The 15,999-nt window shown below is 64.3% G+C and carries 10 protein-coding genes; all 10 read left to right on the forward strand.

Annotation, left to right across the window (positions count from 1 at the left end; genetic code table 11):
- The first annotated feature begins 2 nt into the window (after nucleotides 1–2).
- The 10 genes from tssE to tssM are packed head-to-tail and all read left to right on the forward strand — an operon-like array spanning nucleotide 3 to nucleotide 15,979.
- Entirely contained in the window at nucleotides 3–485 is a 483-nt protein-coding gene (gene tssE / locus ACF8Q6_RS05430) for a type VI secretion system baseplate subunit TssE (RefSeq protein WP_392489666.1), read from the forward strand.
- Nucleotides 485–2,305 (forward strand): type VI secretion system baseplate subunit TssF, encoded by a 1,821-nt coding sequence (gene tssF, locus ACF8Q6_RS05435; RefSeq protein ID WP_392489667.1) that lies wholly within the window; start codon nucleotides 485–487, stop codon nucleotides 2,303–2,305. The genes tssE and tssF overlap by 1 nt, the downstream gene beginning before the upstream one ends.
- Nucleotides 2,269–3,339, forward strand: coding sequence for a type VI secretion system baseplate subunit TssG (gene tssG / locus ACF8Q6_RS05440; RefSeq protein WP_392489668.1), 1,071 nt, complete (start codon nucleotides 2,269–2,271; stop codon nucleotides 3,337–3,339). Before tssF ends, tssG begins: the two co-directional genes overlap by 37 nt.
- Nucleotides 3,336–5,933, forward strand: coding sequence for a type VI secretion system ATPase TssH (tssH, locus tag ACF8Q6_RS05445; RefSeq protein WP_392498437.1), 2,598 nt, complete (start codon nucleotides 3,336–3,338; stop codon nucleotides 5,931–5,933). The genes tssG and tssH overlap by 4 nt, the downstream gene beginning before the upstream one ends.
- Before the next feature lie 24 nt (nucleotides 5,934–5,957).
- Nucleotides 5,958–6,680, forward strand: a complete 723-nt coding sequence (tssJ, locus tag ACF8Q6_RS05450) for a type VI secretion system lipoprotein TssJ (protein WP_392489862.1) — start codon at nucleotides 5,958–5,960, stop codon at nucleotides 6,678–6,680.
- Entirely contained in the window at nucleotides 6,677–8,020 is a 1,344-nt protein-coding gene (tssK, locus tag ACF8Q6_RS05455; protein WP_003248343.1) for a type VI secretion system baseplate subunit TssK, read from the forward strand. Before tssJ ends, tssK begins: the two co-directional genes overlap by 4 nt.
- A complete protein-coding gene (gene icmH / locus ACF8Q6_RS05460; RefSeq protein ID WP_003248342.1) occupies nucleotides 8,017–8,733 on the forward strand; it encodes a type IVB secretion system protein IcmH/DotU in 717 nt (238 codons plus the stop codon). The genes tssK and icmH overlap by 4 nt, the downstream gene beginning before the upstream one ends.
- Before the next feature lie 30 nt (nucleotides 8,734–8,763).
- Nucleotides 8,764–12,567, forward strand: coding sequence for a type VI secretion protein IcmF/TssM N-terminal domain-containing protein (locus tag ACF8Q6_RS05465; protein ID WP_392489861.1), 3,804 nt, complete (start codon nucleotides 8,764–8,766; stop codon nucleotides 12,565–12,567).
- Entirely contained in the window at nucleotides 12,564–13,472 is a 909-nt protein-coding gene (gene tagF, locus ACF8Q6_RS05470) for a type VI secretion system-associated protein TagF (protein ID WP_392489860.1), read from the forward strand. Before ACF8Q6_RS05465 ends, tagF begins: the two co-directional genes overlap by 4 nt.
- Entirely contained in the window at nucleotides 13,469–15,979 is a 2,511-nt protein-coding gene (tssM, locus tag ACF8Q6_RS05475; protein ID WP_392489859.1) for a type VI secretion system membrane subunit TssM, read from the forward strand. Before tagF ends, tssM begins: the two co-directional genes overlap by 4 nt.
- Nucleotides 15,980–15,999: the final 20 nt, after the last annotated feature.

Below are 15,999 nucleotides of genomic sequence, written 5' to 3' on the forward strand. Positions count from 1 at the left end.
ACATGAGTAACCAGGCCCGACTGCTGCCCTCGCTGCTCGACCGACTGCTGGACGACCGTCCCTACCAGTCGGTCGAGCCCGCAGCGCAGCGCACCTGCTCGCTGGCCGAGTACAAGGCCAGCATCGTCCGCGACCTCGAAGTACTGGTGAACACCCGCCAGTCCCTGGTCGCCGAAGAGCTCGACGGCTTCAGCCAGCTCGGTGGTTCCATCCTTGAATACGGCATGCCGGACTTCATCAGCCGCAGCGTGCTCGACCCGCACGATCGTCGCCTGATCCAGCAACAGCTGGAACGGGCGATCAGCACCGGAGACCGGCGCTTTCGCCGGGTCCGTGTTCAGCTGTTGGCCCAGCAGAACGGCCACCGCATGTTGACCTTCCGCGTGGACGCCGTGTTGCGTCTGCAGGACATCAGCCGCCAGGTGTCATTCGACGCCGTGCTGCAGGTCAACACCCAGGAATACAAAGTGCAGAACCTCAACTGATGCTCGACGAACTGCTGCCCTACTACGAAAAGGAACTGTCGCACCTGCGCTTTCTCGGCCAGGAGTTTGCCGCGCAGTACCCGAAGATCGCTTCGCGGTTGCTGATCGAGGGCGACAACTGCGAAGACCCGCACACCGAGCGCCTGATCGAGGCGTTCTCGTTCCTGTCTGCGCGGGTGCACAAGAAGCTCGATGACGAGTTTCCGGAGATCGTCGAATCCTTCCTCGAGGTGCTGTACCCCCACTACCTGCGCCCTACTCCGTCGATGTCGATTGTCGAACTGAGCCTGGGCAGGCACGAAAAAGTCACCGAAGCCTACCGCGTGGCGCGCCATACCGAGATGCATGCCAATCCCGTGGAAGGCGTGGTGTGCAAGTTCCGCACCTGCTACCCGGTAGAGCTGTGGCCGATTGCCGTGCAGCAGGCCTCGTTCACGGAAATGGAACGTTCGGCCTTCAACGGGCACAGCGCCGACCTGGTCGCTCGTCTGCGCATCCGCCTGGCAGCCACGGGCGATGCCCTGTTCGGGCAGATGGACATGAACCGCCTGCGGTTCTTCCTCGACGGCGAAGCGACCCTGATGCTGCAGCTGTACGAACTGCTGTTCAACAACCTCGCCAAGGCCACGCTGAGCTTCGATGACCAGGGCCGCAGCCGCGAAGTGGCGCTGCCGGCCGACGCCCTGAAAGCCGTGGGCTACGCCCGTGACGAAGGCCTGGTGGATTACTCCGAACGCTCATTCCTGGGCTACCGCCTGCTGCACGAGTATTTCACCTTCCCCGACAAGTTCATGTTCTTCGACCTCAGTGGATTTGCCCGCATCCTGCAGGGCAAGGCCATCGAGCAGGTAGAGCTCAACTTCTATTTCTCCGACTACGACCTCAGCGAGCGCCTGGCGCGGCTGACCCAGAACATCGGGCGCAACAACTTCAAGCTCAACTGCACGCCGATCATCAACCTGTTCCGCCAGCAGGCCGAGCCGATCAAGCTGACCCACACCCAGCACGAATACCAGGTCACCCCTGATACACGGCTGCACAACGCTGCAGAAGTGGTCTCGATCGACCGGGTACGGCGGGTTCGCAAACTCGGCGGTATCGACCAGGTCGCCACCTGCCAGCCGTTTTTCGAACCCCGGGGCGAGCAAGACCCACACAGCAGCTTCTGGGTTGCGCGCCGGCGAAACCAGGGTGACGCCACTGCCATGAGCATCCGCGTGGTCGACCGCGATCTGGAACTGATCGACGCCAGCAGCGACACCCTCAGTATCGGCCTTACCTGCAGCAACCGCGACGTGCCGCTGATGCTGCCGTTCGGTGGCGAACGGGGCGATTTCACCATTCCCGCCAACTCGGTGATCAAGGACATCCGCTGCCTGCGCAAGCCCACCGCCACGGTGCGCGTACCCTTGGGCAAAGGCCTGATCTGGCGGTTGATCGCCCACCTGTCGCTGAACCATCTGTCGCTGGTCAGCCAGGGCCGGGAAGTGCTGCTGGAGCTGTTGTCGCTGTACAACTACCGCAATGTCTCCGCCATTCGCAAACAGATCAACGGCATCAAGGCGATCAGCAGCGAACCGGTGGTCGCGCGCATTGGCCACCCGCGGCCAAATTTCGTGCGCGGCGTCGGCATCACCCTGACCCTGGACGAAAGCCAGTTCATCGGCAGCGGCGTGTTTCTGTTCGGCAAAGTGCTGGACCACTTCTTCGGCCAGTACTGCTCAATGAACAGCTTCACCCAGCTGACCCTGCGCACCCAACAACGAGAAAAGAGAGTCGTACAATGGCCAGCACGCACCGGCGATCAGCCCCTGGTCTGATCGATCAGGCCCGAGCCGAGCCGCACCGATTCGAATTCTTTCAATTGGTGCGCCTGCTCCGCCTGCACTACAGCCGCACCGGGCGCATGGACCTGGCAACCCGGCCGCACGAAGACCCGCTGCGTTTTCGTACCCAGCTGTCGCTGGCGTTCCCGGCCAGCGAGGTCAGCGACCTGCACTTCGAGCGCGAAGGCAAGGTGTCGCCGGCCGGCTTGCCGCTGTCGGAAGTGCAGGTCACCTTCATGGGCCTGGTCGGGCCGTCAGGCGTGCTGCCACGCCCGTACACCGAGCTGCTGCTCGAGCGCCACGTGCAGTATCGCGACGATGCCGCCCATGCGTTTCTCGACATCTTTTCGCACCGCATGACCACGCTGTTCTACGAGGCCTGGCAAAAATACAAATTCCACATCGAGCACGAGCGCAATGGCACCTCAGGCTTCGATGGCTACCTGCTCAACCTGGTTGGCCTCGGGCCGCGCGCCCAGAAGCTGAAGTTCGAAGAGCAACCGTCAGCATTGCGTCGTGAGCTGTTCAGCTATTTTGCCGGCCTGCTCAGCCAGAAGCCGCGCAATGCGCTGAACCTTGAACGCATGCTCGGCTTCTATTTCTCGCTGCCGATCAAGGTCCAGCCGTTCGCCGGGCGCTGGCTGCACCTGCAGCCCGAACAATGCACCCAGCTTGGCCGCCGCAATGCCCAGCTCGGCCACAGCGCCGTCGCCGGCAACCGGGTCTGGGACTACCAGTCGTGCATCCGTATCGAGCTGGGCCCGCTGAACCTGGCCGACTACCAGCGCTTCCAGCCAGGCACCAACTGCTACCGCAAGCTGGTCGAGCTGGTGCGCTTCTATATAGGTGCCGAACTGGATTTCGAAATTGCCCCGCGCCTCAAGCGCGAGGCGGTGCCACGCGCCCAACTGGGCCGCAGCGGCAATGTCGCCCTGGGCTGGCTGGGTTGGCTCAAACGCCCTGGTCGTGACGCGGAGCCTTCGCGTTGCGCCGTCTTCCACATTCCTTACGATGGGGTCGCCTTGTGAACCTGAAGTCTCTGTTCGCCAAGCTCAACGAAACCAGCCGCACGGCCACCGAAAGCGCGGCGGCCCTGTGCCTGTCGGAGCACCATTACGAGGTGGAAGTGGAGCACCTGCTGCTGCAGTTGCTCGACAACAACGACAGCGACCTGGCGCCGATCCTGCGCCACTACGAGGTCGTCGCCGAACGCCTGCAGGCGCAGCTGGTCACCGCCCTGGGCACCTTCAAGAAAGGCAATACCCGCACCCCGGCGCTGTCGCCACACATTACCCGCATGATCGAGCAAGCCTGGTTGCTGGCCTCGATCGAATACGGCGTAGCCCAAGTGCGTAGTGCCCACCTGCTGCAGGCCCTGCTTGACGATGCAGAACTGCGTCGCGTTGTGATCGCCTCGGCACCGGAGCTGGAAAAAATCAACGCCGATGACCTGCGCCTGAACCTTGCCGCGCTGGTGGAGGGTAGCGCCGAGTCCAGGCAGGCCAGCCCGCTGGCCAGCCCAGCGGCACCAGTGAGCACGTCGAGCAAGGCCAGCGGCAAGACCCCAGCGCTGGACCAGTACACGGTCAACCTTACCCAAAGTGCCCGCGAAGGCCGCATCGACCCGGTGCTGGGCCGTGAGTTCGAAGTACGGCAGATGGTCGACATCCTCACCCGCCGCCGACAGAACAACCCGATCCTCACGGGCGAAGCCGGGGTCGGCAAAACCGCCGTGGTCGAAGGCCTGGCGCTGCGCATCGCCCAGGGTGACGTGCCGGCGGTGCTCAAGGACGTTGCCCTGCACACCCTCGACCTGGGCCTGTTGCAGGCCGGCGCCGGGGTCAAGGGCGAGTTCGAGAACCGCCTCAAGGCTGTGATCGAAGAGGTCAAGCGCAGCCTGCACCCGATCATCCTGTTCATCGACGAAGCCCACACCCTGATCGGCTCCGGTGGCCAGGCCGGGCAGAACGATGCCGCCAACCTGCTCAAGCCGGCCCTGGCCCGAGGCGAGTTGCGCACCATCGCTGCCACTACCTGGGCCGAATACAAGAAGTACTTCGAGAAGGACGCCGCCCTCGCCCGCCGCTTCCAGGTGGTCAAAGTGGAAGAGCCCGACGAAGACAAGGCCATTCACATGCTGCGCGGCCTGCTCGGCAAGATGCGCGAGCACCACAAGGTGGCGGTGATGGACGAAGCGCTGGTGCAGGCGGTACGCCTGTCCAACCGCTACATCACCGGCCGCCAGCTGCCCGACAAGGCGGTCAGCGTGCTCGACACGGCCTGCGCGCGCATTGCCCTGGCGCAATCTTCGCTGCCCGGCGCACTGGAAGACTGCCGCCGGCAGATCGACAACCTGCAAGCAGAAATCGGCGTGCTCGGCCACGAAGCCGGCAAGGGGCACGACCATGCCCGCCGCCTGGAAGCGCTGCAGGCTGCCCTGCAGGCCGAGCAGCAACAAGAACAGCAACTCAATGCCCAGTGGCAGCAGGAGCTGGAGCTGGTCGAACAGCTCAAGGCGCTGGACGCCGCCAACGATGCCGACGCCCAGCAGCTCAATACCCTGCGTGCCGAGCTGGCGCGCGTGCAAGGCGACCAGCCACTGGTCCATGCGCTGGTCGACAGCGGCGCCATCGCCCAGGTCATCAGCGGCTGGACCGGCATCCCGCTGGGCAAGATGCTGCGTGACGAAATCGATACCGTGCAGCGCCTGCCGGCCCTGCTTGGTGAACGCGTGCTGGGCCAGGACCACGCCCTGCACGAGATCGGCAAGCGCATCAAGATTTCCCGAGCGCGCATGGAAGACCCGAACAAACCGATTGGCGTGTTCCTGCTGCTCGGCCCCAGCGGCGTCGGCAAGACCGAAACCGCCCTGGCCCTGGCCGACACCTTGTACGGCGGCGAGCGCAACCTGATCACCATCAACATGTCCGAGTACCAGGAGGCCCACACCGTGTCGAGCCTCAAGGGCTCGCCACCCGGCTACGTCGGCTACGGCGAAGGCGGCGTGCTGACCGAAGCGGTGCGCCGCAAGCCGTACAGTGTGGTGCTGCTCGACGAGGTGGAAAAAGCCCACCCCGACGTGCTCGAACTGTTCTTCCAGGTGTTCGACAAGGGCGTGTTGGACGATGGCGAGGGCCGCGAGATCAATTTCCGCAACACGGTGATCATCCTCACCTCCAACACCGGCACCGAGCGCATCATGCAGACCTGCCTGAACGCCACCGAGCTGCCGACGCCCGAGGCGATCGTCGAGGACCTGCGCGACCAGCTCAACCATGTGTTCAAGCCGGCCTTCCTCGGTCGCCTGAGCATCGTGCCGTTCTACCCGGTGCAGGACCAGATTCTCGAGCGCATCGTCGCCCTCAAGCTCGAACGCATCGCCAAGCGCTTCGCCCGCAACCACCAGGCCGAGCTCAGCTATGACCAGGCGCTGGTCAAGGCCATCGCCGCGCGCTGCACCGAGGTCGACAGCGGCGCACGCAACATCGACAACATCCTGTCCCAGACCCTGATGCCCGAACTCGCCCAGCGCGTGCTCGAGCGCATGGCCCAGGACGCGCCGATCCAGCACCTTGCGATCGAGCTGGGCAGCGATGGCGATTTCGCCTATCGCCTGGCCTGACCAGTACCCGGAGGTTTTGCCGTCATGCAACACAAGCACATCGTCCTCAAACGCCTGACCGCAGCCGCCTTGCTGGTAGCGCTGGCCGGCTGCGGGGTCACCGACCGTATCGGCAAGCGCATGGAAGACAGCTGGGCGGCCGACATGCTGGCCGACAGCGAAAAGGTCATCCTGACCTCCGACGGCGGCAACCAGCTCAACCCCGACGCCGAGGGCAAGCCGCTGTCGGTGGTGATGCGCGTGTATCAGCTGACCGACCTCGAGCGCTTCGCGGCTACCGATGCCGAGACCCTGTGGGACGCCCCGCAAAAAGCCTTGGGCAACACCCTGGTGGAAACCCGCGAGATCACCCTGCTGCCCGGCATTGGCCAGATCGACCAGTGGCCGCTGGCCAAGAACGCGCGCTACGTCGGCGTGGCGGCGTTCTTCCGCGATGAGCAGGACGCGCGCTGGAAAGTCGCCTTCGACGCCAACTCGCTGCGCAAGGACGGTATCTGGTTCTCCTCCGACGGCCTGCGGGTACTGGTGGACAACACCGAAATCAGCGCCATGCGGGGCGTGGACGTACTGAACAAACCGCCGACCGCCGACCAGCTTGCCGCTGCGCAGAAGGCCAAGGGTGCCGACGCGACCCTCACCGACAAGGTGCAGGACGCGGCCATCGACAAAGCCACCGACGCCGCCAGCCAGTCGGCCAGCAACGCCATGGATTCAACCTTCAACTCTCTAGTGGATAGCGTCAAATGAGCAAGCAGAGCCGGGTGATGTGGTCGGAAGGCATGTTCCTGCTGCCCCAGCACTTCCAGTATCAGGACGAATTCCATCAGCACCAGTTGGCTGAGGCGACCCTGCGCAGCACCCCTTTCCATTGGGGGGTTCAGGCGCTGCAGGTGGACGAGGACGCCCTGGCCAATGGTTCACTGCAGCTCAAGCGCCTGAAGCTGGTGTTCCCCGATGGCAGCCTCTACGACGCGCCGCAGCACGATCCGCTGCCGGCCGCGCGCGACCTCAAGGACCTGCTCAAGGCCAACGACCTGAAGGTGTATGCCGCGCTCAAGCTTCCCGAGCCATTCGGCCTCAACTACGTCGAGGATGGCCACGAACACAAGGCCGCACGGCGTTTCCGCAAGCAGTTCGACACCCTGCCCGACCTTAATGAAGGCGAGCTGGAAAACGAAATCACCAGCTTGCGCCTGAACGTCGTACTGCTGGTCGACGGTGACAGCCTCGACGGTTACAGCCACTGCCCACTGGCCAAGCTGACACGCAACAGCATGGGCGGTTTCAACGTTGACCCACATTTCGTCCACCCCACCTTGCACCTGGGCAGCCACGAGACCATTGCCGGCATCGGCAAGCGCCTGCTCGGTGCCCTGCAGGCCAAGAGCAAAGCGCTTTCCGGCCGGCGCCGCGAGCGCGCCGACCAGATCGCCGAGTTCGGCTCCAGCGATGTGACCCTGTTCTGGCTGCTGAACACGGTCAACCGTGCCCACCCGCAGCTGGCGCATTTACTGGCCCACCCGCGCCTGCACCCGGAGCGCCTGTACCTGTTCCTGGCGGACCTTGCCGGCGGCCTGCTGACCTTCACCCTGGACACCCAGCTCAGCGACATCCCCGAGTACGACCACCACGACCCGGCCGCGTCGCTGGTCAAGCTCGACGAAATGATCCGGGTGATGCTCGACAACGTCGTGCCCAACCAGTGCATTGTCATCAACCTGACCCAGACCAAGCCATCGCACTGGCAAGGCCAACTGCACGACCCGCGCCTGGCCGAAGCCGACTTCTATATCGCCGTGCACGCCGACATGCCCGGTGCCAGCCTGCTGGAGCTGGTGCCCCGTGCCTTCAAGGTCGGTTCGCCGGAAGACATTGAAGTGGTGGTCAACAGCGCCATGCCGGGTGTCACCCTCAATCATGCCGCGCGGCTGCCGAACGCGATTCCGGTGCGCCTGGACAACCAGTACTTCGCCATCGAGCCACACGGCACTGTGTATGAGCGAATGATCAGCGCCCAGGCCATCTGCTTCTATGCGCCCAGCGCCTTTACCAACCTCAAGCTTGAACTGATGGCGGTGCTCAAATGACCGAAGCCGTACTGCAACAGGGCGCCGTCCCGGCCGCCAGCGACAAACCGACGCTCAAGGACCTGGTCCAGGACTTCATCAGCATGGCGTTGATCGTACGTCGCGGCCGCCAGGTCACCTCGGTGCAGGCCTTCGAAGGTAGCGTCGAACGCTTCTTCGCCAACCTGGAACGTGATGCCCGTGCCGCCAACTATAGCGTCGAGCAGGTCAAGGACACCCAATACGCGTTGTGCGCCTTCCTCGACGAAAGCGTACTGCGCTCGGATGACAACGCGCTGCGTCGGCACTTTGAACTGCAGCCGTTGCAGTTCCGCTATTTCGGCGTGCATCTGGCCGGCGAAGGGTTCTTCGAGAAGGTCGATGGGCTGCGCGCCGACGTCAAGCAGAACATCGACGTGCTCGAGGTCTACCACCTGTGCCTGGCACTGGGCTTCGAGGGCAAGTTCAGCCTCGGCCAGAAGGACCAGCTGCGTTACCTGGCCAATACCCTGGGCCAGGATATTGCCCGCTACCGCAAGGCGCCCAAAGCCCTGTCACCGGACTGGGCACTGCCCGACCAGGTGTCGCAGATGCTGCGCCATGAAGTACCGCTGTGGGTGTATCTGGCGCTGATCGCGTTGGTCTGCGTCGCCGTGTACCTGACGCTGGACTGGTTGCTGGACAAGGACGTCGCCGCCCTGTCCGAACAAATCCGCCAGCTGTTCAGTGCCTGAGCACATACCAGGTAGCCGAGTCAGGAAGACATGAAAACATTACTGCGTCTGTTGAAAAGTTTCTGGGTGCTGCTGCCATTGCTGTGGCTGGCTAGCCTGTTGATTTGCTGGCTGGCCGCGCCGCTGGTGCCGTGGCTGCGTCATCACGTGCCTGAAGCGCTGGCAATCATCAGTGCCTGCTTCCTGCTGGTAATCGTGCTGCGCCAATACCAGCGCATTCGCGCCGAACACAACCTGGAGAACCTGCTGCAGATCGAGGTCGACCGCTCGTGGAATGCCACTGGCGAGTTCCGTGACCAGCAGGTGCTGCGTGAGCGCCTGAAGCACGCCATCGCCATGCTGCGCACCGACCGCTCCGCGGGTGGCGGCGGCAAGGCGGCCCTGTCCGACCTGCCCTGGTACCTGGTGGTCGGCATGTCGGCGGCCGGCAAGACCTCGCTGCTGACCCATTCCGGCCTGTCGGCCAGCATCGCTACGGCCAACGACAGCGAAAGCGGCACCCAGCACTGCGACTGGTACTTCAGCCCCGACGCCGTGATGATCGACACCGCCGGGCGCTACCTGCGCGACGACCAGTCGGCCAGCGAGTTCTCGGCCTTTCTGCGCATGCTGCGTAAGCAGCGCGGCAAAGCGGCGATCAATGGCTTGGTCCTGGTGGTCAGCCTGCCCGAACTGCTGGCAGCCAACAGCGATGAGCGCAATGCCCTGGCGGCCCAGCTGGTGGCCCGGGTGGAAGAATACGCCGAATGCCTCGATGCCAACCCGCCGGTTTACCTGATGCTGAGCAAGACCGACCAGTTGCCGGGCTTCAGCCAGGCTTTCGACGGCCTCGACCTGCACGAACGCCAGCAGCCGCTGGGCATGACCTTTGGCCTTTCGGAAATCCGCACCAACGGCCTGCACGCCGTGCTGCAGACGCGCCTGAAGAAGCTGCAGGCTCATATTCGCCAGCACGTCGACGCGCAGATGATCGCCCTCGGTGCCGAAGCCGACAGCACCCTGCTGAATTTCCCGCAGTACTTCGCCGCCCTCAGCGGTGTGCTCGAGCAATTCCTCGAACACTTCACCCGCGGCCATCGCGGCGGTGCCCCGCTGCTGCTACGTGGCCTGTACTTCACCAGTGCACTGCAGAACGGGCAGCAACTGGGGCAGGTCTATGAAGACGTCATCGCCGACGAATTCGCCCTGCAGGCCGCCTACGATGAGCAGGCCGGGCACGTCGGCAAGGCCCTGGGCAACCGCAGCTACTTCATCACCGACACCTTCCGCCAGGTGATCTTCCCCGACCGCGACCTGATCCTTTACCAGTCGCGCCTGGGCCGCCAGGCTGCGTTCAGCCCGCTGCTACTGGGCCTGGCCGCCGCCACCGGGTTGCTGTTCATCGGTTGGCAAGCGCTGTCGTTCGCCAATAACCGCCAGTGGCTGGACAGCCTGCGCGGGCAGCTGGCGCACATCGAACAGGCAGCAGACCGCGAGCAGCAGCTGGCCGCAGGCAAGGGCCTGGAAGTGCTGCGTGAACAGATGGCCAACGTCGAGGCCCATCGCCTGCAGGGAGTGCCCTTGCAGTTGGGTGGCGGCCTGTACCAGGGCGAGGCGATTCACCAGGTGACCCGCAGCGCCTATCTGGCGCAGCTGCGCAGCCAGGCGCTGGAACCGATCGCACGCAGCCTGCAGGTGCAGATGCGGGCGTTCAACACCTTCGCCAACGGTATCAATCAGGAGCTGGAATTCACCCCGGCCCCGCAGCCGAAGAAGCGCAATGGCAAGCCGCTGGCCCCTGCCATTGCGGCCAGGGCCCAGGCCGTGCTGGGCAACACCCGCGCTGGCGCCTATGCCGCCAAGGTCAACCTGGCCACTGCCAGCGATGGCGCCGAGCTGTCCGCCGCCACCGGTGGGCTGTCACTGTCCGAAGAAATGCTCGGGCGCCTGGACGAGCAGCAGGTGGCCTCGATCATCGAGGCCTACAACACCCTCAAGCTGTACCTGTTGCTGACCGAGCCCCAGGCCCATCCAGACCCGGCCTTCGTCGCTGCCAGCCTGCCCCAGGCGTGGGCCAGCGCCGCCGCCGAAGGCACCCCGGCCGACGCTGGCGTGATCGCGGAAAATGCCCCGCTGTACGTGCAGTTGCTGGAACAGGGGCAGGCGCCGTCGTTGCCGCGCAACGAACAGCTGATCAACGAAACCCGGCAGAACCTCAAGTCGTTCATGATCTCCAGCTCGCTGGTCGATCGCGAGTACCTGCGCCTGCAGCTCGAGTCGAGCCGGCAGTTCCCGGCGCTGAGCCTCAACGACCTGGTCCCGCAACCAGGCCGCACGCTGCTGTACGGAACCGCGGGTGTGCCGGCGATCTACACCCGCCAGGGCTGGGACACCTTCGTCAAGCCCGAGCTGATCAAGCTGGTGTCGGGCAACCTGCGCAACGAGTCGGACTGGGTGCTGGACGGCGAAGGCGGCGATGCCATCGTGCAGAAGGCCAACTTCGTGCGCGAGTTCATGACCCGCTACAAGCGCGACTACACCCAGGCCTGGTACAAGATGGTCAGCAGCGTTGGCGTGCGCCACTTCGCCGACCTGGCCTCGGCGACTCGGGAACTGGGGCTGTTGAGCGACGTGCAGAACTCGCCAGTGAAGAACCTGCTGCAGGCCGTCAACGACAATACCCAGTGGGACCTGCCGGTCAAACAAGCCATCCCGGCCCCCGGCACCAGCCGCGATGACGGTTTCTGGAGCAAGGTCACCGGTCTGTTCGACGCCAACGACACCCTGCCTGCCAACGTCGCCCCGGCCCTGCCGGCGGTGGACGACGGCAGCCTGGCCAAGCGCTTCGAGCCGGTGGCGCGGGTGTTCGCCGAAAACAACGCCGAAGGTGCCGACAGCACCATCATGGACCGCTACCTGGCCGCCTTGCGCAAACTCAAGGTGCGCATGAACAACATCCAGCGCTCGCAGGATGTGGGCAAGAGCAGCAAACAGTTGATCAGCGAGACCCTGGAAGGCCAGCCGAGCGAGATCACCACCGTGCGCAACTACGTGGAAAGCAGCGTCGACACCAGCCAGGATGGCCTGTCGCGCTCGCTGCAGGGGCTGTTCAGCCTGCCCATCCAGTATGCCTGGGCGACCCTGCGCGACCCGGCCGGCGAGCAGATCGCCAAGGCCTGGGCGCAGCAGATCGCCAAGCCCTGGGAGCAGGTCATGGCACACCGTTACCCGATTGCCGGCAGCAGCCGCAACGAGGCTTCGGTGAAAGACCTGCAACGCTTCGTGGATCCCGACAGCGGCCTGCTGCCGGCCTTCAAGCGCAACGAAATCGGCAACCTGGCCGGTGGTGAAGGTCTGGGTGTGGGCGATGGCAAGGGGCCGGCGCTGGTCAACCCTGGCATGCTCAACAGCATCGACAAGGCCAGCTCCGTGGGCCAGGTGATCGCCAGCCTGTCGGACCGTGACAACGGCTTCGAAATCATGCTGGAGCCTTCAGCCAACTTCACCGACATCGTCTTCACCCTCGATGGCCAGGAGCAGCACTACCGCAACGGCCGCAGCAGTTGGAACCGCTTCGCCTGGCCGGGCACCAGCACCGCGCCGGGCGCGCGCCTGGACGTCGTTACCCTGAGCGGCACACGGGTCACCGTGTTCGACTTCCCAGGGCGGTGGGGCCTGCTGCGCATGAACGAGAGCGCTCGCGTCGACGACCTGGACGGCATTCAGCAACGCTTTAGCTGGAACACCGCCAGTGGCCGCGTAAGCCTTATCGTGCGCAACTTCGGCGGGGTCAAGCTCACCGATCTGGGTGACGTCAAGGCCCTGAGCGCCCTCAACAGCAGGGGCGCGCAATGATTGGTTGCTTCGGCAAGCTGCCGTCGAGCGCAGATTTCGTCAGCCTGCATGGGGCGGCGGAAGAAGTCTGCGAGTTCGACGCCTGGTTGCAGTCATCGCTGGCAGCCATGCGCTACCGCGATGACTGGCAGGCATTGTTCGACGCGCTGCCGATGTGTTTTTTCACCTACCGCGCACGCAACGGCAACTGGCTACTGGGTGGCCTGCTCAGCTCGCGCGATGCCAGCCAGCGGCGCTACCCGTTCTTCATCTTCCAGCTGCTCAAGGGCGATGACAGTACTGGGCTGGTCAACCCGTTCACGCTTGGCGAGCTGTTCAGCGCGCAGATCAAGCCGATGCTGCACCAGGCCGTGCAAGGCGCCGACTGCGCCCGCCTGTTCGAACGGATCAAGGCCTTGCGCCCTCTGCAGGGCCAGGACCTGGACCTGTTCCGCCGGGTGCACGCCAAGTTCCTGCATGATTTCAGCTTCGCGGATGTGGCCCGTGCCCTTCATGGGTCCTGGCCAGATTTCGACAGTGCCACTGCCCTCGCCCACCTGCAGCTCGGCCGTGCCTCGCTGCTGGGCGACTTTGCAGGCGGCATCGAATTGCCGTTGCCGGCCGAACGTGGCCTTAAAAACCCCACTGCCGACCTGTGGCTGACCTGGCTGGCCCGCATGAGCGAACACCGAGCGCTGCCGGCAGTGAGCCTGTTGGCCGACGACTTCATGCACCCGCAGCTGTATTGCTTCCCGGCGCGCCACGCCAGCTGTGCCTACCGCCTGCTCAGTGGCTGTGCCGACCCGTGCCAGCACCTGGAGTTGCTCAGCCCGCTGACAACGGTGCCACGGCTGCACGATTACGACCGCCCCCTTGAACATGTCATCGACCAGTTCGTCGATGCACTGGATGCGACGCCTGTATGAACAAGCTCAAGTACTACTGCCTGCGCTACCAACCCTACCTGCTGGGCGTGGCATTCTTCCTGGCGATCTTCCTGGTCTGGGCCATCGGCCGAGCCTTCGGCTTCGCCTCGCTGCACAGCCTGCTGGCCGGGATCGGCGTGTTTCTGCTGCTGTCGGCGGGCTATGTACTGCTGCTGTACCGCGGCGTGGGTCAGCACCACAACCTTGAAGGCCTGCTGCGCGACGACGCCGACCAGGCCGTACTCAGTGCAGCCCCGGCCGACCGGGAAGAAGTCAGCCTGTTGCGCGAGCGCCTGCTGCAGGGCATCGAGCGCCTGCACAGCAACAAGCCGCGCGGTACTTCGAACAAGGATGCCCTGTATGCCCTGCCCTGGTACCTGGTCATTGGCCAGCCTGCCGCCGGCAAGAGCACGATGATCCTGCAGTCGGGCCTTAACTTCCCCTATGCCGAGCGCGAAGGCGTGCGTGTCGCGGGCCTGGGCGGCACGCGCAACTGCGACTGGTTCTTCAGCTCTGAAGCGGTACTGCTGGACACTGCCGGGCGCTACATGAACAGCCCCGAGGAAGCCGGCAAGTGGCGCGGCTTTTTGCAACTGCTGCGCCAGCACCGCCAGCGCCGTCCCCTTAATGGCTTGATTGTCAGCGTCAGCATCGCCGATATCCTGCATGGTTCGGTCGAAGACCAGGAGCGCGTGGCCAAGCGCTTGCGCGAACGCATTCAGGAAAGCTGCGCGCTGCTGGAAGTGCGTCTGCCAATCTACCTGGTTTTCACCAAGTGCGACCTGATCCCTGGTTTCACCGCGTTCTATCGCCAACTGGACGACGCGGCTCGTGGTGAAGTGATGGGTAAAACCTTCTCTCACAAGGGTTACGAGCAAGCCGACTGGGGCCAGCGCTTCAGCAATGCGATGGACGAGCTGACGCGTTACTGGGGGCAGATGGCGAGCCAGCAGCTGGTGCAGCAGGACATACAAGTCACCCGGCGGAACGACGCTGCCTACCGCTTCCCGCTAGAGCTGGCCGCGCTCAAGCCGCGCCTGCATCAGTTCGTCGACAGCCTGCTGCGTGCCAACCCTTACCAGAATGCCGAAATGCTGCGCGGTTTCTATTTCACCGCGGCGCTGCAGGCCGACGAGGCTCAGTGGGGCTGCCACGGCCAGCATGTGGCCGAACGCTTCGCGCTCGAACACGCAGAAGGAACGGGCACTGCCGGCAGCCAGCCGGCGCCGCTGTTCATCAACAGCCTGTTCCGCAAAGTGATCATTCCCGACCAGCATTTGGTGGCGCTGTACACCAGCAACCACCGTGAACGCCGGCGCAAGGCCGGGTGGGTGGGCGCTGCCGGCCTGGCGGCACTGGTGCTGTGCAGCCTGTGGGGCTGGTCGTACCTGAACAACCGCGCCACCCTGGCCAGCATTGCCGACGAACTGGCCCAGACCAAGGCCGACGACCAGGCGGCCAGCGGCCAGTACACCGCCTGGCGAAGCCTCGACCGCCTGCGCTTCTGGGCTGCTCACTACCATGAGCAACACCACGTAAAGGGCGTGCCCCTCGGCATGCGCCTGGGCCTGTACCAGGGCCATGAGGTCGAGCCGCTGCTGCGCAACCGCTACTTCTCCACGCTGCAGAATGTAATGCTAAAGCCCACGGCCGATAATCTGACCCGTACCCTGTACCTGCTGACCACGCTCAAGGTCTACCAGCGCAACACCCGCGAGTTGCAACCGGTGAGCGGCGTTGACAGTGTAGAGGCCGAGGCGCTGCCCCATGACAACCGCGCCCAGTCGATCGCCAATTTCGGAAAGGCGGCCCTGGACACTTACGTGATGCTTTCTCCGGGCCAGCGCGAGCATGCCGACCCGGCGTTTCTCAAGGCGCACCTGCCGGACTACTGGTACCCGGCCATCGCCCGCCATACCGGCAAGAGCATGGCCGCCGCTGGCAGCGAGGCCGGTGGTAACCAGGACTACCTGTATGCCAGCCGCCAGATCACGTTCTATAGCGACCAGATCCGTGAGCCAGATGTACCGCGCATCCTCGACAACGCCTTCCTGATGTCCAGTTCGCGCAACTACATCGACAGCCTGCGGGCCCAGTCACTGCGTGCGATCGAGACCATCACGCTGGAATCCGACACCCTGTTCGCCTTCGGCCGCGCCGATTTCCAGAGCCTGAAAAACGAAGGCCAGCATCAGCTGAGCGCAATTGCCAGCAAGCTGCTGAACACCCCGAATATCGGCAAGATCATCATCTCGGGGCACGCCGACCAACTGGGTGACAGCCAGGGCAACCTGCAGGTTTCGAAACAACGGGCACAAACCATCCGCACCTATCTGGTTGGCAAGGGCGTCCCTGCCGAGCTGGTGGTCGCACAAGGCGAAGGCAGCCGCAAGCCATTGGTCAACTGCGACATGCAACAACCGCGAACGCAGCTGATCAAGTGCCTGGAGCCCAACCGCCGGGTGGAAATCGAAGTGCGTGGGCTTAACAGAGCCACGCCGCAATAACCGGTCGCCGGGGCCTCACA

The sequence above is a fragment of the Pseudomonas sp. GLN_2 genome, assembly GCF_043106005.1.
Lineage (GTDB): Bacteria > Pseudomonadota > Gammaproteobacteria > Pseudomonadales > Pseudomonadaceae > Aquipseudomonas > Aquipseudomonas alloputida.

Excerpts from the sequence above, each read along its gene's own strand:
- tssF (WP_392489667.1), top strand. The coding sequence starts at position 485 with ATGCTCGACGAACTGCTGCCCTACTACGAAAAGGAACTGTCGCACCTG.
- tssK (WP_003248343.1), top strand. The coding sequence starts at position 6,677 with ATGAGCAAGCAGAGCCGGGTGATGTGGTCGGAAGGCATGTTCCTGCTG.
- tssM (WP_392489859.1), top strand. The coding sequence starts at position 13,469 with ATGAACAAGCTCAAGTACTACTGCCTGCGCTACCAACCCTACCTGCTG.
- icmH (WP_003248342.1), top strand. The coding sequence starts at position 8,017 with ATGACCGAAGCCGTACTGCAACAGGGCGCCGTCCCGGCCGCCAGCGAC.
- ACF8Q6_RS05465 (WP_392489861.1), top strand. The coding sequence starts at position 8,764 with ATGAAAACATTACTGCGTCTGTTGAAAAGTTTCTGGGTGCTGCTGCCA.
- tssG (WP_392489668.1), top strand. The coding sequence starts at position 2,269 with ATGGCCAGCACGCACCGGCGATCAGCCCCTGGTCTGATCGATCAGGCC.
- tssE (WP_392489666.1), top strand. The coding sequence starts at position 3 with ATGAGTAACCAGGCCCGACTGCTGCCCTCGCTGCTCGACCGACTGCTG.
- tagF (WP_392489860.1), top strand. The coding sequence starts at position 12,564 with ATGATTGGTTGCTTCGGCAAGCTGCCGTCGAGCGCAGATTTCGTCAGC.
- tssJ (WP_392489862.1), top strand. The coding sequence starts at position 5,958 with ATGCAACACAAGCACATCGTCCTCAAACGCCTGACCGCAGCCGCCTTG.